Origin of the sequence: Clostridium niameyense (assembly GCF_001243045.1) — a bacterium.
GTDB lineage: Bacteria > Bacillota > Clostridia > Clostridiales > Clostridiaceae > Clostridium_F > Clostridium_F niameyense.
Genome location: NZ_LN849007.1, coordinates 1,514,837 through 1,535,911, shown reverse-complemented (window position 1 = coordinate 1,535,911; position 21,075 = coordinate 1,514,837). Strand labels below are relative to the sequence as shown.

Sequence of the window (21,075 nt, the reverse complement as noted above, 5' to 3'; positions counted from 1 at the left end):
ATTGAATTATAGATTATATACTCATAAAAATAAATTAAGAAACATATTAACTTTATTAGTGTTTTTTATAATGTTGGTTCTTATAGTTTTAGGTTTTAGGTATGGAAACAGGGAAATATTTCCTTTAATTATTACACTAGGAATAATATCCATATTTGTTATAAGTTATTTTTATTTTGAAAAAAGCAGTTTAGGTACAAAGGAAATGGCTATTATAGCTACCTTAAGTGCTTTTGCAGGTGTGGCTAGAGTTCCTTTTGCGGCTATACCTAATGTGCAACCTACAACTTTTATTGTTGCTATATCTGGATATGTTTTTGGTCCTTACGAGGGGTTTTTAATAGGAAGTTTAACGGCTTTTATATCTAATATATTTTTAGGTCAAGGACCTTGGACTCCATGGCAAATGCTTTCATGGGGTATAGTTGGGATTATATCTGGGTTGCTAGGAATTAGAAAAAAGGAACTTTCTGTAGAAAAGTTTTCAGTAATATGTTTTTTATATGGTTTTTTGTTTGATTGGATAATGAATCTGTGGCATATAATAGGCTTTGTAAAAGTTTTAAATTTTCAGTCTATTTTGTTTAGTTATCTATCAGGTATTATGGTAGATGTAATGCACAGTTTAGGAAATTTTTTGTTCTCTATGGTATTTTATAATAAATTTTTAAAGGTTTTAACACGATTTAAAAAAAGGCTTTATTTTACCTATATAAAGGAATGAAAACTTTAAAGTTATACTGGGGTTTAAAATTAGTAATAAAAAATAAAATATTTAATATTAGCCTTAGATTTAACTTTGGGTTCAATATTAGGTTTATTTATTAGCGTTAATGTGGCAAATAAAAACACCAAAATTAAAACTAAAATCAAAATTTAAATTTTAAATCATTAGTAGAGAAAGATAGATATGAAACAAATAAAGCAATACTTAAGTACTAGCAAAAATAAGATAATTTAATTATTTGTACAGGTCAAAACTACCCAGATGCTTTATGTTCTACTCCAATAGCAGAAAAATATTCATTACTAATTATATTGGTAAATAAGAGATTGAGAGTTAAAAATGTATTTTTAATAATATGAAATACTGTTACTCCAGACAAAATTAAATTAAAACTTAAGAATTAAAACAATATACAAAGAGAAATTATTAGATAAAAATAAAAAATCGACAGTAAATGTATAGGGGGAATACCATGAAAATCAAAAAGAGGATTTTAAGTAGCATTATATGTGGGTTATTTTTAACCTTAAATATATTTAATTCATGTTCTGTTTTTGCAAAGGATCAAAAAGATTATTCAGTAGAGGTCATAGTAAATGGTGTTAAAGATGTAATTACCGAAGATAAATCTGATAAGGATAATGCTTATGAAGCTTTACAGGAGGTTTTAGCTAAACATAATATAAAATATAAAGCAGAAGACAGTGAATATGGAAAATACATAAAGTCTATAGAGAATATAGAACCAGGGAGTATAAAAAAGTATTCTGGTTGGAGTTATGTTGTAAACAGAAGTAATAAGTATGTAGAACCTATGTGTTCTATAGATAAATTTAGATTAGAAAATAAGGATAGATTAATAATATATTTTGGTGAATGGAACACTACATTATTACCTAATGAAATAAAATATTCTACTTTAGAAGAAAAGAAGCCTTTAACTATAACATTAAATAATGTAAAAAAGGATTGGAATACAGGTAAAGATAATATAACTTTAGTAAAAGATATAAATGTTAAAATAGACGGATATACTGTTAATTTAGAAGGAAATAAAATTCATATAAAGGATGGTTTAAAACAAGGGGACCACACTCTTACTTTAAGCGATTTTTCAATAGATGGAGAAAAATTACCTAAGGTAGTAGGAGATACTATTCATTTCAATATAAATAAAAGTGAAAAAAATAAGGAAAATACAGAACATAAAGATACAAGTAGTAAAGATGATAAAGATATTAATACAGATAATGATGAAAATAAAGATAAAGTAGAAAATAATATTAATATAGATAAGCAGTTTTCAGCTACTGTAGATTATGTAAAAAATCTTCCAATTAACGCTTGGATAGCTTTGGATTTTAAAGCATTAGGTATAGATTTTAGTAAAGAATATGTAAAAGATTATGAGAAGGCTTTAAAAGTTAAACCTATAAGTAAATGGTCTAATACAGAAGTTGAAAAAGCTATTTTAGGAATTATGGCAGCAGGATATAATCCATATAACTTTGCTAATTGTAATTTAATAGAAAATTTATATAATAGAGATATAAATTCTTTCTTAGTAAATGATGCCGCTTTTGCTTTAATAGTTTATAATTACGGAGACATAAATGGAAATTATAAGATAACAAGAGAGGTATTAAAGGATTATATCATAAAAAGTAAAGTTCAATTAAAGATTTTTGATAAAGAATATTATGGTTGGAATTTCTATAGTGGTGCTAAGGATATAGATCCAGATATGACAGCTATGGTTATAGGTGCATTGGAACCTTTCTATGATAAAGATATAAAAGTAAAAAATGCATTAGATAAAGCTGTTAAAACATTAAATTATATGGAAACTGAAGATGGACTTATAAAGGGAAGCTATGGTGTATCTAGTGAAAGTACAGCTTGTGCTATAATGGCTTTAACTTCACTTGGCATAGATCCTAGTAAAGGAGATTTCCAAAAAACAAAAGGAAACCTATTGTCTGGACTTTTAAGTCTTAAGTTAGAGGATGGTACTTTAAAACATACTTTAGAAGATAAAAGAGGAAATAATTTTTCCACAGAACAAGCACTTAGAGCATATATTTCCCTGAAAAACTTTAATGAAACTGGTAAGTATAACTATTATGCAAATAAAGTTAAGGCAGATAAACTACCTATATATGATTATAAAGTAAAGCAAAATTATAATAAAGATTCAAATAAGATAATAAAGCACAAGGATAATACCCAAAATGGTAATATTCCAATGAACAGTTATAATAAACCATTAAGTTCCAATAAGCATAGCTTTAAAAATAATGACTTTTATTCTTCAAAAAAAGCTTTAAAGATTATAGAGAACAAAGCTAAAAATCATGCCTTTGGAAAAAACGAAATGGAAGAACCACTTTTGAAAGATGACGACAATAAGGTTAATAAGTCTAATGAAGAAATGTCTATCAATAACAATGTTAATAATATGGAATCTAAAACATACGTTAAAAATAATAAAGAAACTAAAGAAACTAAAGAAACTAAAGAAAATATATTTTTATTTGGGAAGAGTAAAATCACTAATACTATAATAGTTGGTGTTATATGCGTGTCTTTAATAAGTTTATATTTTATATGGAAAAAGAAATAAAAAAGGAGGGGGAAGACCCCTCTTAAATTATTACAAAAGATTTAATCTGGGAGGAATAAAATGAAGAAGAAGATAGTTTTATCTTTAATGGTTATACTTATATCTATAGGAACTATTTTAGGAGCAAAATCTGTAGAAAAAAGTATGATAAATCCTAACGACAATAATAGACAAATTTCAACTCAACGTAAAAATACAACTGTTAAAGATAAGAATGAAAAAAAACAGGAAAATAAAGAAAACAATAATTTAAATAGTATACAAGAAAATAAATCTAGTAAAAAATCAAATAAAACATCAACCAATACTCAGCCTAAGCAAAAGAGTAATAATGTTTCAAAAGAAAATAATAATTCAAAAGAGAAGATCTCTCCACAATCTAAAAATAATAATAATAATATATCAGAGAATAAAACCCAGACTCCAAATATTTTAATTCAAGACGAAACTACTGGAAAGACTATAACTTCAACTTATATTGATTTTTCAAATAATCCTAGTGTTGGTGAAGTTACTATTAAGGTTATGCAAGGGAGATATGAAGCAACGGGATATGGTGATAATATATACTTTTCTTCTATAGCAGGTATAAATGAAAAATCTAAAGGACCTCTTAGTGGATGGTGTTATTATGTAAATGGAGTTAAGGCATCTAACTCAGCAGGAGCTTATAAATTAAAAGCTGGAGATAGCTTAATTTGGAAGTTTGTTAAGGATGGAGTTAATAATTAATTTAAAATATTATAAAAATTTAGTTAATTTCATACAATACTATTTAAAATACCTCTTTTCTAATGTATAATATTAGATGATTTATTATAAGGGATGGAAAGGGGAATTTATATGGAATGTCCATTTTTATCTACTGTTGATGAAACCGTAGAATGTTTCAGAGAATGTGCGTTATACAATTATAAGCATAATGACGGAGAATGTCCTTTTAAGAGTTTAGAATATAATAAATTAAAAATCGAAGAAGATTTTGATAAATTAGACAACGATCCTTTTATAGTGGAGGGAATGGACTTTATAGCGGAGAATTATAGTGTTACCAATAAACATTATTTATAATTAAAGATATTAAGTATTGTATTTTATTGTGTGTAGTATAAATCTGAGTAGAAAACTTATGCTCAGATTTATATTTTTAGTTAATGTTTTAAATTTGTATAAAGTATTGTAATAAGTAATATAAAGTATTAAAATGTTGTATATACACATGAAATATGTATTACCAGTGTGTGTACTAAAATACAGAGGAGAATTAGCTATGGAATATACTAAGAATTTTGATGTGAAAAACAATAGAAATCTTACAATGCTAGTAGATTTTTATGAACTTACCATGGGAAATGGATATTTGAAAAGTGGTGTAGGTGAAAAAATAGCTTACTACGATATGTTTTTTAGAAAAGTACCAGACGGTGGTGGATATTGTATTATGGCTGGAGTTCAACAGCTTATAGAATACTTATCTGATTTAAGATTTACCGATGATGATATAGAATATTTAAGACAAAAAAATCAATTTTCAGAAGAATTTTTAGAATACTTAAGAAATTTTAAATTTTGTTGTGATGTATGGGCAGTACCAGAGGGATATCCTGTATTTCCTAATGAACCTTTGGTTACGGTTAGAGGGCCTGCTATTCAAGCTCAATTTTTAGAAACTATGATCCTTCTTACAGTAAATCACCAAACTCTTATTGCTACTAAGGCTAATAGAATATGTAGAGCAGCTGAAGGACGTACTGTTATGGAATTTGGTTCAAGACGTGCTCAAGGTTATGATGGAGCTATATATGGAGCTAGGGCGGCTGTAATTGGTGGTTGTGATGCTACAGCATGTACTATATCTGAGGAGATGTTTGGAATACCTTCTTCAGGGACTATGGCTCATAGTTGGATACAACTTTTTTCAAGTGAATATGAAGCCTTTAAGTCATGGGCAGAAGTATATCCAGATAACTGTGTACTTTTAGTAGACACTTACAATGTATTAAAATCTGGTATACCTAATGCTATTAGAGTTTTCAATGAGGTATTAAGACCAAAGGGATATAGACCAAAGGGAATAAGAATCGACAGTGGAGATATAACTTATCTTACTAAAAAATGTAGAGAATTATTAGATGAAGCAGGTTATGAAGATGTTGATATATTAGTGTCTAATTCTTTGGATGAATTTATAATAAGGGATGTTTTAAGCCAAGGTGCTAAAATAGATGGCTTTGGTGTAGGAGAAAGACTTATAACTGCAAGATCAGAACCTGTTTTTGGAGGAGTATTTAAGTTAGCTGCTATAGAAGAGACAGATGGCATTATAGCTCCAAGAATAAAGATAAGTGAGAATCAAGAAAAGATTACAAATCCGGGTTTTAAAAAAGTTTACAGAATATATGATAAAACCTCTCATAAAGCCATAGCAGATCTTATAACTATGAGAGATGAAGAAATAGATGAAAGTAAACCACTAGAAATATTTGACCCATTGTTTACTTGGAAAAAGAAGAAAGTTAAAAATTATTATGCAGAGGAATTACTAGTTAAGATATTTGATAAAGGAAAGCAAGTATATGAAAGTCCAAATGTTATGGATATTAAAAATATAGCTAAAAAGCAAACAGAAAGATTATGGCCTGAGGTTTTAAGATTTGAAAATCCTCATAATTATTATGTAGATCTTTCACCAAAACTTTGGAGAATTAAGCAAGAACTTTTACATTTATATTCAAATACTTATGAAGAATAATTATATGTTATAATTTATGGGATTCTTATTTATTTTAATCTTTTGATTAGATAAATTTAGAATCCTTTTAATTTATTTTAGAAAGTATTAAGGGGGGGAAGAATACTAGTGATTTTCTAGTAGTAGTTTTATGGTGGATTATAGTTTTTTGGATGAACATCAAAAAAAAGCAGTAGTATGCGAAGATAAAAATATTTTGGTAGTAGCGCCTCCAGGTAGTGGAAAAACTACTGTTATTATAAATAGAGTAGTTTATTTAACAGAAATTTTAAATATAAATCCTAACAATATAATAGTAATAACTTTTACACGAGCTGCAGCTATGAATATGAAACAAAGATATAAAGCTATTCTAAATATTAATAGAAGTCCCTTTTTTGGAACTTTTCATGGGTTGTTTTATAAGATACTTTCAAGATATTATGGAAGAATAAATATAATAGAGGGAAAGTATAGCTTTAATTTAATAAATACTATTCTTATGAAGTATTTAGATACTGTAAGTGAAGACAAAATAAAGGATGTTTTAAACGATATATCTGTTTTAAAAACAAGTGGACAGCATTTGGAGAATTTTTCATCTAAAATAGATAAGAGTATATTTGTAGAATGTTATACAAAGTATGAGGAATATAAAAAGGAAAGGGAGTTATTAGATTTCGATGATTTGCAGATAAATATATTTAGATTATTTAAAAATAATCCTAGGCTTTTAAGATCTTATAGAAATTTATTTAAATATATATTGGTTGATGAATTTCAAGATTGTGATGGACTGCAAATTGAAATTCTTAAAATGTTGGGAGAGGGAAATTCTATTTTTGCTGTAGGAGATGAAGATCAGTGTATATATTCATTTAGAGGATCAAAGCCTGAATGTATGGTGGATTTTGCTAAACATTTTGAAGATGGTAATAAAGAATATTTAGTTTATAATTATAGAAGTCCTAATAATATTGTAGATGTATCTAAAAAACTTATTTCTAATAATAAGATAAGAAATAATAAAAGTATACAAGCTCATAGGGATGAGAATAAGAAAATAAATATATCTTCTTTTTTTAATGAAAGAGAACAGGCAGAATACATATGTAAAGTAGTTAAAGATGTGATTGAAAAAGGGTATAAGTACAAGGAAATAGCAATACTCTATAGAACTAATATGGAAAGTAGAAGTATAACAGATGTATTTTTTAAACACAGTATACCTTTTAGACTTTTAGATAAAGGATATAATTTTTTTCAACATTTTGTTTGCAGAGATATTTTAGATTATATGTATTTAAGTCTAGATACTAGAAATAGAAAAGCATTTCTTAGAATTATAAATAAACCTTTTAGATATATAAGTAAGTTAAATACAGAAAAGGTTAGAAATTATAAGTATGATGAAGATTGTTTTGAAATACTAAAATCTCAAAGTGATATACAACCTTTTCAAATTAAAAATATAGAAGATATACAAAAAGATATAGTTAAGATAAGTAAAATGAAAGCTACTGAAGCAATTAATTTTATAATGAAGAATTTAGATTATGAATCTTATATAAAAACCTATAGTGAGAGAACAAAGATAAAAAAAGAAGAACTTATAGAAATAGTAGAGGAATTAAAGGAATCTGCTGAAGAATATACAAGTATAATTGCATTTTTAGCTCATGTGGAGGAAGTAGAAAAGGAGATAACTAAAAAGGATATAAATGAGGATAGCGTTATTTTAAGTACTATTCATGGAGTTAAGGGTATGGAGTTTAAAAATGTATTTGTAATAAATTGCAATGAAGATAATATACCATATAAAACTTCAGAAGGAGAAATAAATCTAGAGGAAGAAAGAAGACTTTTTTATGTGGCTGTAACCAGGACCATTGAACATTTATATATATGTGTACCTAAACTATTAAGAGGAAAAAATAAAGAAACTTCAAAGTTTATAAGTGAGTGTAATTTAAAGATGGAGTTAGAAAAAAGTGATATTTTCTCAAAAGGACAACGTATAGTTCATAGAGCATTTGGAGAAGGTATTATATTAAACTCCGATGATAGCTATATAAATATAAGATTTTTAGATGGTATAGATAGAAGTTTTGATAAGAAGGTGCTAGCAGAGGGGCATTTAATAAAGATAAAAGAATAAACGATGGTATTATTTTTTACCATTTATCTTAAAATATTTACTAGAGGGTATAAATATTTTAAGAAAGTAAAATCGGTGTAATATTATGTTACACCGATTCACAGAAAAATATTTTCTTAATTTAAATAAATCCTAAAAATTAGGTTTTGTTTAATTACTTTTTATAAATTTTTTATTGAAGTAATCAACTATCATGGCAATTGATTGATCACCGGAGATATTACAGGCAGTTCCAAAACTATCTTGTGCTACATATAAAGCTATCATTAAAGCTATCATAGATTCGTTAAAGCCAAGTATTGATTGAAGCACTCCTAAGGCTGCCATAACACATCCACCAGGTACACCAGGGGCAGCTACTAATGATACTCCAAGCATAGCTATAAATCCAGAAAAAATAGATAGTTTTATAGGCATTCCATTTAACATCATAACAGACATAGCACAAAGAGTTAATGTGATTGTACTACCAGACATATGAGTTGTTGCACAAAGAGGAATAACAAATTGTCTTATTCCTTTAGAAATGCCCATTTTTTCGGAACACTCTACGTTTACAGGAATACTAGCTGCAGAAGATTGTGTACCTAATGCAGTTAAATATGCTGTGATTTGTATTTTTAAACATTTAAATAGATTTTGTTTACTTAAAATACATCCTATAGAAAATTGGAATATTATAATTATAATATGACATATTAAAATAATTATAAATACTTGTCCAAATACTTTAAGTACAGCATTAGATTTTCCTGTATAAGTCATATTTGCAAATATACCAAGTATGTATAAAGGTAATAGAGGAATAATGATATTAGTGATTACCTTTGAAACTATTTTTTGAAAGTCTATAGAAATTTGCTTTAAAATATCACTTTTAATAGCAGATATCCCAAGGCCTAATAAAAATGAAAATATAAGTGCTGTCATAACTTCCATTATTGGTTTCATTTCAATTGTAAAAAATGGTTTTAAATCTTCAGCAGCTTTTCCCATAATGCTTGAAGTTGAAGGGGTAATAATAAATTGTAATATGTTTATTCCTACAGTATAAGCAAATAAACCTGAAATTAAGGTAAATAAATAAGCTAATCCTACTGTAATACCTAAAAGTTTACCAGCTCCTGTACCTAGTTCCGCAATACCTGCTACAATAAATCCTAAAATTAGTATAGGTATAACGAATCCAAGGAAATTTCCAAAGATTGAACTAAAGGTTACAAATAATCTTACAACATTTACAGATGTAAATTTACCTATTAGTATACCTAGAATAATACCTAAAAGAATTTTGGGTATTAATCCTAATTTAAATTTTTTTAACATAAAAAACCTCCTAGTATTTTAATAATATTTTGTAGCATAAATATATTATTAAAATTTATGCACACTCGAGTTATTGTAACAAAAAACGACATGATTAAAAAGAGGAATTTATATAAAAATAAAAATAAATTTAAAAAATTTAAAAATAAATATCTAGCTTTAACTATTTTTAGAAAATAAAGCTGTATTTAAAAAATTATATGTGAGGTTTAAAGAAGAAAAATATACTATAATTCAGGTATTATAGTATATTAATAAAATTTATTGTTTTTTAATAATTGACACTGAAACACATTGTGATATACTATATTTAAAAAAATAATCACAATATAATTTAAAAGGTAAGGAGGAAAAACAATGGTCCATTTTAAAAAGATGTGGGATGATGTATGTAATATACTAATAAATGACGAAATAGATGATTTAGAAATATTAGAAACTTTTAATACTGGTTTTATAGTCAAAGGTAATGATGAAGCTGAATTTATTACAAAAGATGATTTTGTTGACTTTTGGTGTCATATGTTATGCTTCAAGAAAGTAACTAAGATGGAAATTGAGGAAAATGGAAAAAGTCGTCACAAATATATATGTGATATTGTTAAAAACTTACCTTATATAAATGATTCTAATGGAGTAATAACTTTGACAGAGTAGTTTATTGAATATTTTACTATAATATTATATAATTTTATTAGGCTCATATTCTAAGAATATGAGCTTTTAAACTATGAAAAAAAAAGAGGTATAACTATGCAGAGTATGAAAGTTAATTCACAAAATATAATATTTGCTTTAGATGTTGGAACTCGTTCTATTTTAGGAACAGTTGGTATAGTAAAGGATAAAAAGTTTCATATTTTAGAAGAAAGTTATATAGAACATGAAGAAAGAGCTATGATAGATGGACAAATTCATGATGTAACTTTAGTAGCTAGTGCAGTAGAAAAGGTAAAGAGAACTTTAGAAGAAAAGCTTAATATACAGCTTAATAAGGTTTCTATTGCGGCAGCAGGTAGATTTTTAAAGACTCATACAGTTAAAGTAGAAGTTGATATAGATAGTAGTTATGAAATTGATAAAGATACTATAAGAAGTTTGGAACTTACAGCAGTTAAAAAAGCGGAAGATGAAATTGCTGGTAAATCTCAAGGAAAACTTTATTGTGTAGGGTATACTGTTAAAAATTATTATTTAAATGATTATGTAATAAGTAATTTGCTTCTTCAAAAAGGAGAAAAAATAGCAACAGAAGTTATAGCTACATTTCTTCCAAGATATGTTATAGATAGTTTATATTCCGTTATGAAAAAAGTAGGACTTACTGTAGATAGTTTAACTTTAGAGCCTATTGCAGCTATGGAAGCAGCTATTCCTAGAAAGTTAAGACTTTTAAATTTAGCTTTGGTAGATGTAGGAGCAGGAACTTCAGATATTGCTATATGTAGTAAAGATACTGTATCTGCTTTTGGAATGGTATCTTTAGCAGGAGATGAAATTACAGAAGCAATAGTTCAAAGTTATTTGGTAGATTTTGAAACTGCAGAAAAAATAAAAAAACAATGTTATGATGAAAAAACTATAGAGTATACAGATGTTATTGGATTGCAAAATAAAATAGAATCACAAGAGATTTTAAAAGTTATAGATCCCACAGTTAAAAAGATAGCTGATGAAATAGGAAATAAAATATTAGAAATAAATGGGGATAAATCTCCTAATGCAGTTTTTCTTATAGGTGGAGGTGCTCATAGTCCTTTATTAAAAGAGTATATATCAAAAAAATTAAATCTTCCTATAGAGAGAATAGCAGTAAAAGATAGACAAGCTGTTTTAGACTGTGTTGTAAATGAAGCTAACTTTGGTAGTGAAGGAGTTACTGTGCTTGGAATAGCTTTAACATCTATAAGAAGATTAGGAAACGATTTTATAGATGTAATGTTGAATGGAAATATAGTTAGTTTGTTTAACTCACATAAGCATACAGTTATGGATTTAATAATTCAGGGAGGTATAAGTCCTAAAGTGCTTTTAGGACGAAATGGAAAAAACATAAGATTTACATTGAACAATATACCAAGGGTTTCTTTTGGAACGTTATCTTCTAATGCGGTAATAAGAATAAATGGACAAATATCTTCTGTAGAGGATAATGTAAAAGAAGGAGATACAGTAGAAATAGAGTTTGCTAAAAATGGTAGGGATGCTGAACCTACTATAAAAGATTATATAAAAAAGGTATATTCTATTAGCTTCTTTATAAATGACATTATAGAAACTATGTGTCCTTTAGGATTTATAAATGGAAATAAAGTTAATTTAAATGATAAAATTAAGGAAAATGATGAAGTATATATAGTATTTCCAGAAACCTTAGGGGATTATAAAAAGTATTATGATGATTTACAAGGAGTTTTTAAATATTATTTAGAGGATAAAATTTTAGATGATAGTTATAAAATAAAAGAAGGAGATAGAATTTATAAAATAAAAGAAGAGAAAAAAGATATAGTGCAGGTTAAAAAAGAAACAAGAGATATTACTGAAAATAAAACTTATGATGAAGTAGCTATAACTAGTAGTATTTTAGATACAAAAGAAGAAAAAACTACTGTAGCAGAGGAAAAAAAGACTGATTTACCAAAAGAGGTTGTAAGTGTAAAGGTAACTGCTAATGGACAAGAAGTTGATCTTAAAGGTAAGAAAGAATATATATTCGTAGATATATTTAATTATATAGAATTTGATTTATCTTTAGTTAGAGGAAATTTACTGCTTCTTTTAAATGGTAAACCTGCAGGATACTATGATAGATTAAAGCAAGGAGATATAGTAGAAATAAAGTGGGAATAAATGTAGACCAATCTTTATGACTTGAATATAGATATATTATAGTTAAGTTTAAGTAATTTAATTGGAGGTTAACCATGGAAAATATAGATTTTTTAAAGTTATCACAAGGTATAAAACAAGAATTAATAGATTTAAGACGAGATTTTCATGAAAATCCAGAATTAGATTATGATCTTTTTAGAACTTCAGGAAAAATAAAAGAGTTTTTAAGAAATGAAGATATAGAATATTATGAAACTGCAGATACAGGTATATGTGCATTAATAAAGGGAAATGGAGATAAAACCATAGCTATAAGAGCAGATATGGATGCCCTTCCTCTGGAGGAAAAAAATGGTTGTAGTTATTCATCCAGAATTCAAGGAAGAATGCATGCTTGTGGTCATGATGCCCATACTGCAATACTTATGGGAACAGCTAAGATATTAAATAGTATAAAAGATAAGTTAAATGGAAATGTAAAACTTTTATTTGAACCTGCGGAAGAAACCACAGGTGGAGCTAGAATTATGATAAAACAGGGAGTGTTAGAAAACCCTAGGGTAGATGCTGTAATAGGACTGCATGTGGAAGAAAAAATAAATACAGGTAAAATAGGATTAAGAAAAGGTGTAGTAAATGCAGCTTCTAACCCGTTTACTATAAAAATTAAGGGTAAGGGAGCTCATGGAGCGAGACCTAACAATTCAGTAGATCCAATAATAATAGCTAGTAATATAATTTTAGCACTTCAAACTATAATAAGTAGAGAACTTCCACCGCAAGATCCTAAAGTATTAACTATAGGAAGTATTCATGGTGGTACAGCTCAAAATATAATACCTGAGGAAGTTACTATATCTGGTATTATAAGAGTTATGAAAACAGAACACAGAGAATATGTAAAGAAAAGGCTTTGTGAGATTGTTGAAGGCTTCTGTACTTCTTTAAGGGGGCAATGCGAAATAGATATAGAGGAAAGTTATCCTTGTCTTTATAATGATGATGAAATGCTAGAAAAGTTTATAGTATCATCTAAAAATATTATAGGTGAAGATAATATAGAAATATTACAGGAGCCAAGTATGGGTGTAGAAAGTTTTGCTTATTTTTCTATGGAGAGACCTTCTGTATTTTATTATTTAGGTTGTAGAAATGAAGAAAAAGGAATAGTTCATCCAGCTCATAGTAGCTTGTTTGATATAGATGAAGATGCTATACCAATTGGCGTAGCGCTTCAAAGCAAAGCTGCTTATGATTTTTTAAATTCTTAATTGAAAATTTAATTATATTTTTATAAAAATACTACAAAGTTATTTAATTTTAAGTAGCTTTGTAGTAATTTTAAATTTAAATACTGAAAAAGCCATAGAGAAAAAATTGTACAAGATTAACTAAAGGTATAAAAGAAGCATTAAATTAATATATAATTAAATAAGAATATAAAAAAATAGCTTCATTTTTAATATAAGCTAGATTATATTAAAAGGGAAATTTATATATTATTGAATAAGTGTAAGTGGGTTACAAAAAAATTCCTTATTAACTGAAAATAAGTCATATTATTACTTACTTGATAAAAATATCATAGTAATATATAATAAATTGTTAGTACGTAGATTATAAGTTTTATAAATGCTAATTATATAATGTAAAGATATAAATATTATTGTAATTATATTTTAAGGAGTGTGCCTATGGAAATAGTAATAGGAGTAAATGAAGCAGGACAAAGGTTAGACAAATTTTGTAGAAAATGGCTTAAAGATACACCACTAAGTTCTATATATAAAGCTATACGAAAAGGTGATATAAAAGTAAATGGTAAAAAATCTAAGGAAAAGTATTTTGTACAACAAGGAGATATTGTTAAAGCACAATACATAACTGTTAACAAAAGTAACAATAAAACTGACAATAAAACTAAGGCTAAAAGTAAATTTATAAGAATAGATAATCATCTAAAAATTACTTATGAAGATGAAAATATGCTATTAGTTGAGAAATGGCCAGGAGTTTTAGTTCATGCTAATAGAAAAGGCGGAGATCCTACCCTTACAGATTATGTTCTATCTTATTTATATGATAAGGGAGATTATACTCCAGAGTTGGAAGTTACATTTACTCCAGCATCTTGTAATAGATTAGATAGAAATACATCGGGTGTGGTTATATTCGGTAAAAATTATGAAGCTTTGAAGTCATTAAATGAAATGATAAGAGAGAGAAAAGTTAAAAAATACTATTCTACTTTAGTAAAAGGTAGAATAAAGGATGGTATATACGAGGCTTATATATCTAAAAATGAAGATACTAATATATCTAAAATATATGATAGTCCTAAGGCTAATACTAAAAAAATAGCTATGGATGTTAAGACTATTCAAACTTGTGGTTCTTTTTCTTTCTTAGAAATAGAATTAATTACAGGAAGAAGTCATCAATTAAGAGCTCATTTAAGTCATCTAAATAATCCTATAATAGGGGATTATAAATATGGGGATAGGAAGTTAAATAGTTATTTTCAAAATAAATATGGATTATCATATCAATATTTATATGCATATAAGTTAGTTTTTAAGGATTGCCCAGAGGCTTTGCAATACATGAAAAATAAAACAATTGCAGAAACTTTGCCTCCTATATTTAAAAAGATTAAAAAAGATATATTTAAATTTTAATGGGGAGTAAATTATGGAAGAACAATCAGTTACTAAAGGCTTTGCTATACTTTCTATAGCAGGGATACTAGGAAAGATTTTATCTCTTTTATACATACCAATTTTAAGATATATATTAAAGGATGAAGGCTACGGAATATATACGGCAGCTTATCAGATATATGCCTTTATGTTTGTTTTAACTAATGCTGGAATACCTGTAGCTATATCGAAGCTTATATCAGAGCTTACAGCAACTGATAGACATAAAGACGCCATAAGAGCATTTAAATTAGCAAGAATTATGCTTTTACTATTAGGTTCTATTATGGCTTTTTTTATGATAATATTAGCAAGACCTTTAGCTAATATTACACAATATAGTAGAGCCTATATAGCAGTAGTTGCTTTAGCACCATCTATATTGTTTACTTCAGTAGCATCTGCTTATAGGGGATATTTCCAAGGTAGAGCTAACATGATTCCTACAGCAGTATCTCAAGTTATAGAACAAATATTAAATACTATATTTTCTTTAGTATGTGCAGCATTATTGATAAAATATGGATTAGAATTAGGATGTGCTGGAGGAACTATTGGAACTTCTATAGGAGCTCTTTTTTCAGCATTATTTTTACTGAATTATTATAATAGAAATAAGAAAATTAAATACAACAAAATAAAAGAAAGAAAATATTCTAATAGACAGTTAATAAGAAAAATTATTCAATATGGTCTACCTATAACTTTATGTGTAGGTATGAATTATGCAGGTAATATAGTGGATTTATATAATACTAAGTCTCGTCTTATGGTAGGTGGATTTACTAATAGTCAGGCCACAATACTATATGGATTTTTAGGTAAATATCAACAGCTTATAAATGTACCAATAGCTATAATAACTTCTTTATCAGCAGCTATACTTCCAGCTATTTCAGGAGCTGTAGTTAATGGGGATAAAAAAGCAGTGAAAAGTAATATAAATTATGCCTTTAGATTATGCTTTTTAATAGCTATACCTTCTGCAGTGGGACTTAGGGTATTATCAAGACCTGTATATGAAATGTTAAAGTTAGGTAGGGGTTATGACATTATGGGATATGGAGCTTTAGTATTAGTATTTATGGCTATAGCTCAAATACAAACCACTATACTTCAAAGTATAGGCAAATTAAACATAGCTACAATATATTCACTTATAGGTATAATATGTAAAATAGCTGTAAATTACTTTTTAATAGCTATTCCTAGTATAAATATAAAAGGTGCTATTTATGGTAGTATTGTAGGTTTTTTAGTTCCTATAATATTAAATCATAGAATTATTAAGAAAACATTGAGGGTTAAATTTAATTTATTAAAACCTATGGTGAAACCTTTAATATCAGCAGAGATAATGGGCGTTGTAGTTTTTGCTGTGTTTAAAGGAATTCATATGTTGTTATCTTTAGTGAATAAAGGATATATAACTAATTTCTTAGCCACAGTTGTAGCTATATTGGCAGGAATTTTATTCTATGGTTTTGCATTAGCATTAACTGGTGGATTAAATAAGGAAGATTTAAATAAACTTCCTAATAAGTTTGTAAGATTAATACCTAATTTTATAAAGAAAAGATTAAAATAAAAATCAGAACTGTTTTGCTTTTGAAAGGGGTTAATAACTTTTAATGAAAATTAAAGGCTATTAACGCCTTTTGATTTTTTAAAATCTAATGTTATAATTTTCATATATTTAAGATTTTAAGGGGGATACAAATGGAAAAGGGAAGAGATTATATAGGAGTTGGTGTAGGAGCCGTTATATTAAATGAAAAGCGCCAGATGTTATTATTGTTAAGGGAAAGATCGCCAGAGAAAGGATATTGGTGTATACCAGGGGGAAAGGTTGAATTTGGGGAAACTATAGAAGATGCAATTAAGAGAGAGGTTAAGGAAGAAGTTAATGTAGATGTTGAAATAATTAAGCTTATAGGAGTTACTAATCATATAGTTTTAAAAGAGGAAGTTCATTGGGTAGCGCCTACTTTTCTTACTAAAATTACACAAGGGAAAGTAAAGAATATGGAACCTCAAAAACATAAAGACATGAAGTGGTTTTCTATTAATAATATGCCAAGTAATATAACTATTACAACTAGAAAAGCATTGGAATATTTATATAACTATTAAATTTATATCTTTTATGAAAGGATTAAATATGAAATTTAATTTTTTAATAAAAAAGTTATATATACTTATAAGTGTATTGGGTGGAATTTTAATAATACACTATACTAATTATTTGATTTCTACAAAAATTTTATTAATAATAATAGAAACTTTTTTAAATAAATATATAATTAATTTTGTTTATAATAATGTGAAATTAGAATTACAAAAATTAAAGTTGGTGAATTACAATATTTAGGATTAGATCCCAAGGTTGAAATTTCATTTATGATAATTCTTATATTGTCTTTTTACTATATAGTAGTATTTTACGGAATTTTCTATGATTTTATAGATAAAAGTTTATTTTCTAAAATTTTTATAGATATTGTATTTTTATTTATGTTTTTGCATGGATTAATGGGAGTAGATGTTGAAGTTTGCAAGAAGAAATATAATAAAAAATATATTTTGAATACTTCATATAATCGTAAATGTAATTTGCTTTCATCTAAGATAGGAAGATATAAGTATGGAATTATAATAGGAGATCATATATTTAAATATGAAGATATATTAGGAAAATATAAAGAAGATAATAATTTAATAATAGTATTAAAAAATAACGACAAAATAATTATTAAAGATAAAAAGGCTGAGGAATATTTAAAAAAATTCTTAGATTAATAAGAAAGGTATTGAATTTAAGTATTTTCAATACCTTTTTAATATAAAATTATTTTTTTGATTTAATATGAGTAATAGAGCTTAAAATAAACATTATAAGAAATCCGCTAACAATTATTACGGAATTTCTTATATATACATTGTTTAGATTTATAACTTTTTTTTCTATATTTAATATAAAAAATACAAATATACTATTTAATATATATATGAATATATTAAATAAAGTTAAATCTATAAAACATTGTTTAGTAATTTCTTTAAAATTTAATATTATAGAAGTTATAGAGGTTAATATCAAACTAATACCACAACTGTATATATTTATACTAGGTATTCCTGTAAGGACATAAAGCAGAATAACTTCTTCTATTGAAATTATTATAGAGTTTTTTAATAATATTTTTTGCTTCCCTATTCCATTTAAGATAGCATAGCTTACTACGGATATATAGGCAAAAGGTGTACAAAATGATAAGAAAATTATATAATTTTTAAGATCATTTCTCTTAAAGAACATATATCCTAATTCATTTGGAATAGTTACACATACAGCTACAGTAGCTAAGCTTAATATAATGGATATTTTCAATACTTTAAGAATTTTGTTTTCTATGGAAAAGTAGTCCTTTTTATTTAGGCTTTCTGATAAATTTGGTATTAATATTGTACATATAGAGGTTAAAATTATTATAGGAAATAAAGGTATAGATGAAGCCATATTAGAGAACTTACCTATCATAGAAAGAGCGGTATTATAATTTATACCAATACTCATAAGTCTTCTAGGAACTATTAATGTAGATATAGTAGATAAAATTGTAGTTAAAAATCCGTTGATACAAAGGGGTATAGATATAACTAATATATCAAACAAAAGTTGTATGCTATCTTCAGATTTGTAGTTAGTAAAATTGTAACTTCTTTTATCTTTTAAATAGAATAAGTATAAAAAAATAAAACTTGTAAACTCTCCAAAAGTAAGAGTTGCATAGGTTGCAGTTACGGTATTTTCTACGGATTTTATATTAAATAAATTTAGAATAAATAGAAAAACAAGTACTCTAAAAGCTTTTTCAGATATATCAATTATAGAAGGTACTTTTGATTTTGATATACCATAGAAATACCCTTTTAAAATAGCGGAAAGTGCTATAAATATCATAGCAGGACACATAACTATTAAAGCTTTAGTGCATCGGCTATCCTTTATTATGTATTTGCTTATATATGGAGAATTTATAAAGACTAAAGAAACTATAATTATAGCCCATATAATATCGAAAGTTAGAGCTGCGTTTACACTTTTATGTAAATTGTCGTAATCATCTTTCCCAAAATAAATAGCAGATGTTTTAGATAAGGCTGCTATCATACCACCATTTATAAGACAAGTAAATAAATCATATATAGGCATTATAAGACTATAAAGTCCCATACCTTCAGCTTGTAATTTTTGAGATAAAATAATTGAAAAAATAAATCTTAAAAGACCTGTAGTTAAATTTGATATTATAAGAATTAAGGACTCTCTAAAGAATGTGCTTCTTTTCTTCAAAATCAAAATAAAACCTCCATATAATACTAACATTAATAATTATGTAAAGCCGTATTAATATATTCATAAAAATATAGAGGTAATTAATAATTTATATATGAACAATAAATTTTATTAAGGCTAACAGGATCTTAAAATTAAGGGACTGTTAGCCTTTTAAATTATTTTATTTTTCAGAAGAGATTTTAACTTTTTCTACTACTAGAGCACAAGAAGCATCTCCTGTTACATTTACTGCAGTTCTTAACATATCAAAAATTCTATCTACGCCAAATAGCATAGGAAGACCTACTACTGGGATATTTGCAGCTAAAAGAACTGCTACTACTAATAATGTAGGTCCTGGTACACCAGCTTGTCCTATAGAACCTATAGTAGCTGTAAATATTATAGCTAAATATTGAGAAGGTCCTAAATTTATATTAAACATTTGTGCAAAAAAACAGCAAACTAAGGCATAATAAATTGCATTTCCATCCATATTTATAGTAGCACCTAATGGAAGTACAAAAGAACTAGTTTCTTTTGAAACGCCTAATTCGCTTTGACAAGTTTCAATATTTAATGGAAGAGCTGCCATAGAAGAAACAGTAGATAAAGCCATTAATTCTACTTTAAATATTGATTTCCAAAATCTTTTAATAGGAACATTGGAAAATAATTTAATGAATAAAGAGTATATTCCGAAGTTATGAATAGCCAAGGCTAAAATATAAACTATAAATAAGAAGAATATGCTTTTTAAAATTTCATATCCAAAAGTTCCAGTAGCATCGGCCATAAGTGCAAACACCCCTATAGGTGCTATATACATAACTTTCATTATTATATAGATTAAAGCATCATTTAAATGGTTAAATAATTTTGATAAAAATTCTTTTTTTTCTTTAGGTAATGAAGATATACCGAAACCTAAAAATAAACTAAAGAAAATAGTTTGAAGAATATTTCCTTCTACCATGGATTTTATAGGATTTTCAGGTATAAAACCTTTAATTGTTTCCCAAAAGCCAGGTATGTTACCTTTGGTTGAATATTCATTTGAAAACATAGATTTTATGGAATCTATTGGTACTCCAGTACCAGGCTTGAATAATTCTCCGAATACAAGCCCTATACATACAGCTACAGCTGTAGTTGCTAAATAATATATAAAGGTTGCTATACCCATTTTTCCAGCAGATTTACTGTCTCCTATAGAAGAAGCTCCCGCAACAATTGAACAAAAAACTAAAGGTATGATTACCATTTTTATAAGTTTCATAAATATATCTCCTAATGGAGAAAATATAACAGCGTTCTTTCCCATAATGGAACCTACTATTATACCTAAGATCATAGATAGTATAATTGCATTACTTAAATTAAACAAAGATTTTTTTATGTGTTCTTTCATGAAATCCTCCTATGTTATAATAATTTAATAAAATCTAGATTAATTTTATAATAGTTTGTCAAAAAAATCAAATATAGCATATAAATAATATTAAAAACAGATAGATAAAATGCCTATTTGATAATAAACATAGGAAAATTAATGAAACAAAAATAGTAAACATAATAAATTAGATTAAAGGATCTTAAATCTTTCTAATTTATTGTTCTTATTTAATTGTTTA

At 26.6% G+C, this 21,075-nt stretch carries 16 protein-coding genes; 13 read left to right on the top strand and 3 right to left on the bottom strand.

Annotation, left to right across the window (positions count from 1 at the left end):
* The first annotated feature begins 1 nt into the window (after position 1).
* The 6 genes from BN1711_RS08245 (at position 2) to BN1711_RS08220 (ending at position 8,239) form a co-directional block, all read left to right on the top strand.
* The gene (locus BN1711_RS08245; RefSeq protein WP_243128234.1) at positions 2-724 is read left to right on the top strand and encodes an ECF transporter S component; all 723 of its coding nucleotides are present in this window, start codon (positions 2-4) and stop codon (positions 722-724) included.
* A gap of 475 nt (positions 725-1,199) precedes the next feature.
* Positions 1,200-3,350, top strand: a complete 2,151-nt coding sequence (locus BN1711_RS08240; protein ID WP_050607680.1) for a DUF4430 domain-containing protein — start codon at positions 1,200-1,202, stop codon at positions 3,348-3,350.
* Between the two features lie 60 nt (positions 3,351-3,410).
* Positions 3,411-4,082, top strand: coding sequence for a DUF4430 domain-containing protein (locus BN1711_RS08235; protein ID WP_050607679.1), 672 nt, complete (start codon positions 3,411-3,413; stop codon positions 4,080-4,082).
* A 111-nt stretch (positions 4,083-4,193) separates the two neighbouring features.
* Positions 4,194-4,421, top strand: a complete 228-nt coding sequence (locus BN1711_RS08230; protein WP_050607678.1) for a hypothetical protein — start codon at positions 4,194-4,196, stop codon at positions 4,419-4,421.
* Positions 4,422-4,620: 199 nt separating this feature from the next.
* The gene (locus BN1711_RS08225) at positions 4,621-6,102 is read left to right on the top strand and encodes a nicotinate phosphoribosyltransferase (protein WP_050607677.1); all 1,482 of its coding nucleotides are present in this window, start codon (positions 4,621-4,623) and stop codon (positions 6,100-6,102) included.
* 130 nt (positions 6,103-6,232) lie between these two features.
* Positions 6,233-8,239 carry an ATP-dependent helicase gene (locus tag BN1711_RS08220; protein ID WP_050607676.1) on the top strand — a complete coding sequence of 669 codons (2,007 nt, stop codon included), beginning with the start codon at positions 6,233-6,235 and terminating at the stop codon, positions 8,237-8,239.
* Positions 8,240-8,389: 150 nt separating this feature from the next.
* Here the strand turns inward: BN1711_RS08220 and BN1711_RS08215 are convergent, their stop codons facing one another.
* The gene (locus BN1711_RS08215; protein WP_050607675.1) at positions 8,390-9,565 is read right to left on the bottom strand and encodes a dicarboxylate/amino acid:cation symporter; all 1,176 of its coding nucleotides are present in this window, start codon (positions 9,563-9,565) and stop codon (positions 8,390-8,392) included.
* A 357-nt stretch (positions 9,566-9,922) separates the two neighbouring features.
* Between BN1711_RS08215 and BN1711_RS08210 the strand changes: the two genes are divergently transcribed.
* The 7 genes from BN1711_RS08210 to BN1711_RS08175 all read left to right on the top strand — a co-directional run bounded on the left by BN1711_RS08210 (position 9,923) and on the right by BN1711_RS08175 (position 17,898).
* Positions 9,923-10,222: a hypothetical protein gene (locus BN1711_RS08210; protein ID WP_050607674.1), complete on the top strand. Its 300-nt coding sequence runs from the start codon at positions 9,923-9,925 to the stop codon at positions 10,220-10,222.
* 96 nt (positions 10,223-10,318) lie between these two features.
* Positions 10,319-12,418 carry a cell division protein FtsA gene (locus BN1711_RS08205; RefSeq protein ID WP_050607673.1) on the top strand — a complete coding sequence of 700 codons (2,100 nt, stop codon included), beginning with the start codon at positions 10,319-10,321 and terminating at the stop codon, positions 12,416-12,418.
* A gap of 74 nt (positions 12,419-12,492) precedes the next feature.
* A complete protein-coding gene (locus BN1711_RS08200; RefSeq protein ID WP_082174087.1) occupies positions 12,493-13,671 on the top strand; it encodes a M20 metallopeptidase family protein in 1,179 nt (392 codons plus the stop codon).
* 423 nt (positions 13,672-14,094) lie between these two features.
* Positions 14,095-15,078: an RluA family pseudouridine synthase gene (locus BN1711_RS08195; protein WP_050607672.1), complete on the top strand. Its 984-nt coding sequence runs from the start codon at positions 14,095-14,097 to the stop codon at positions 15,076-15,078.
* A gap of 13 nt (positions 15,079-15,091) precedes the next feature.
* On the top strand, positions 15,092-16,687 hold the full coding sequence (locus tag BN1711_RS08190; protein ID WP_050607671.1) for a putative polysaccharide biosynthesis protein: 1,596 nt from the start codon (positions 15,092-15,094) through the stop codon (positions 16,685-16,687).
* 131 nt (positions 16,688-16,818) lie between these two features.
* Positions 16,819-17,232: an NUDIX domain-containing protein gene (locus BN1711_RS08185; protein ID WP_050607670.1), complete on the top strand. Its 414-nt coding sequence runs from the start codon at positions 16,819-16,821 to the stop codon at positions 17,230-17,232.
* A 267-nt stretch (positions 17,233-17,499) separates the two neighbouring features.
* Positions 17,500-17,898 carry a hypothetical protein gene (locus BN1711_RS08175; protein ID WP_050607668.1) on the top strand — a complete coding sequence of 133 codons (399 nt, stop codon included), beginning with the start codon at positions 17,500-17,502 and terminating at the stop codon, positions 17,896-17,898.
* Positions 17,899-17,947: 49 nt separating this feature from the next.
* Here BN1711_RS08175 and spoVB read toward each other — a convergent pair whose 3' ends face one another.
* Together spoVB and BN1711_RS08165 are read right to left on the bottom strand one after the other, a co-directional pair.
* Complete coding sequence (spoVB, locus tag BN1711_RS08170) at positions 17,948-19,459, bottom strand: stage V sporulation protein B (protein WP_082174134.1); 1,512 nt, start codon at positions 19,457-19,459, stop codon at positions 17,948-17,950.
* 163 nt (positions 19,460-19,622) lie between these two features.
* A complete protein-coding gene (locus BN1711_RS08165; protein ID WP_050607666.1) occupies positions 19,623-20,852 on the bottom strand; it encodes a dicarboxylate/amino acid:cation symporter in 1,230 nt (409 codons plus the stop codon).
* Positions 20,853-21,075 lie beyond the last annotated feature (223 nt).

Excerpts from the sequence above, each read along its gene's own strand:
- BN1711_RS08210 (WP_050607674.1), top strand. The coding sequence starts at position 9,923 with ATGGTCCATTTTAAAAAGATGTGGGATGATGTATGTAATATACTAATA.
- BN1711_RS08195 (WP_050607672.1), top strand. The coding sequence starts at position 14,095 with ATGGAAATAGTAATAGGAGTAAATGAAGCAGGACAAAGGTTAGACAAA.
- BN1711_RS08220 (WP_050607676.1), top strand. The coding sequence starts at position 6,233 with ATGGTGGATTATAGTTTTTTGGATGAACATCAAAAAAAAGCAGTAGTA.
- BN1711_RS08200 (WP_082174087.1), top strand. The coding sequence starts at position 12,493 with ATGGAAAATATAGATTTTTTAAAGTTATCACAAGGTATAAAACAAGAA.
- BN1711_RS08185 (WP_050607670.1), top strand. The coding sequence starts at position 16,819 with ATGGAAAAGGGAAGAGATTATATAGGAGTTGGTGTAGGAGCCGTTATA.
- BN1711_RS08165 (WP_050607666.1), bottom strand. The coding sequence starts at position 20,852 with ATGAAAGAACACATAAAAAAATCTTTGTTTAATTTAAGTAATGCAATT.
- BN1711_RS08215 (WP_050607675.1), bottom strand. The coding sequence starts at position 9,565 with ATGTTAAAAAAATTTAAATTAGGATTAATACCCAAAATTCTTTTAGGT.
- BN1711_RS08230 (WP_050607678.1), top strand. The coding sequence starts at position 4,194 with ATGGAATGTCCATTTTTATCTACTGTTGATGAAACCGTAGAATGTTTC.
- BN1711_RS08175 (WP_050607668.1), top strand. The coding sequence starts at position 17,500 with ATGATAATTCTTATATTGTCTTTTTACTATATAGTAGTATTTTACGGA.
- BN1711_RS08240 (WP_050607680.1), top strand. The coding sequence starts at position 1,200 with ATGAAAATCAAAAAGAGGATTTTAAGTAGCATTATATGTGGGTTATTT.
- BN1711_RS08225 (WP_050607677.1), top strand. The coding sequence starts at position 4,621 with ATGGAATATACTAAGAATTTTGATGTGAAAAACAATAGAAATCTTACA.
- BN1711_RS08235 (WP_050607679.1), top strand. The coding sequence starts at position 3,411 with ATGAAGAAGAAGATAGTTTTATCTTTAATGGTTATACTTATATCTATA.
- BN1711_RS08205 (WP_050607673.1), top strand. The coding sequence starts at position 10,319 with ATGCAGAGTATGAAAGTTAATTCACAAAATATAATATTTGCTTTAGAT.
- BN1711_RS08190 (WP_050607671.1), top strand. The coding sequence starts at position 15,092 with ATGGAAGAACAATCAGTTACTAAAGGCTTTGCTATACTTTCTATAGCA.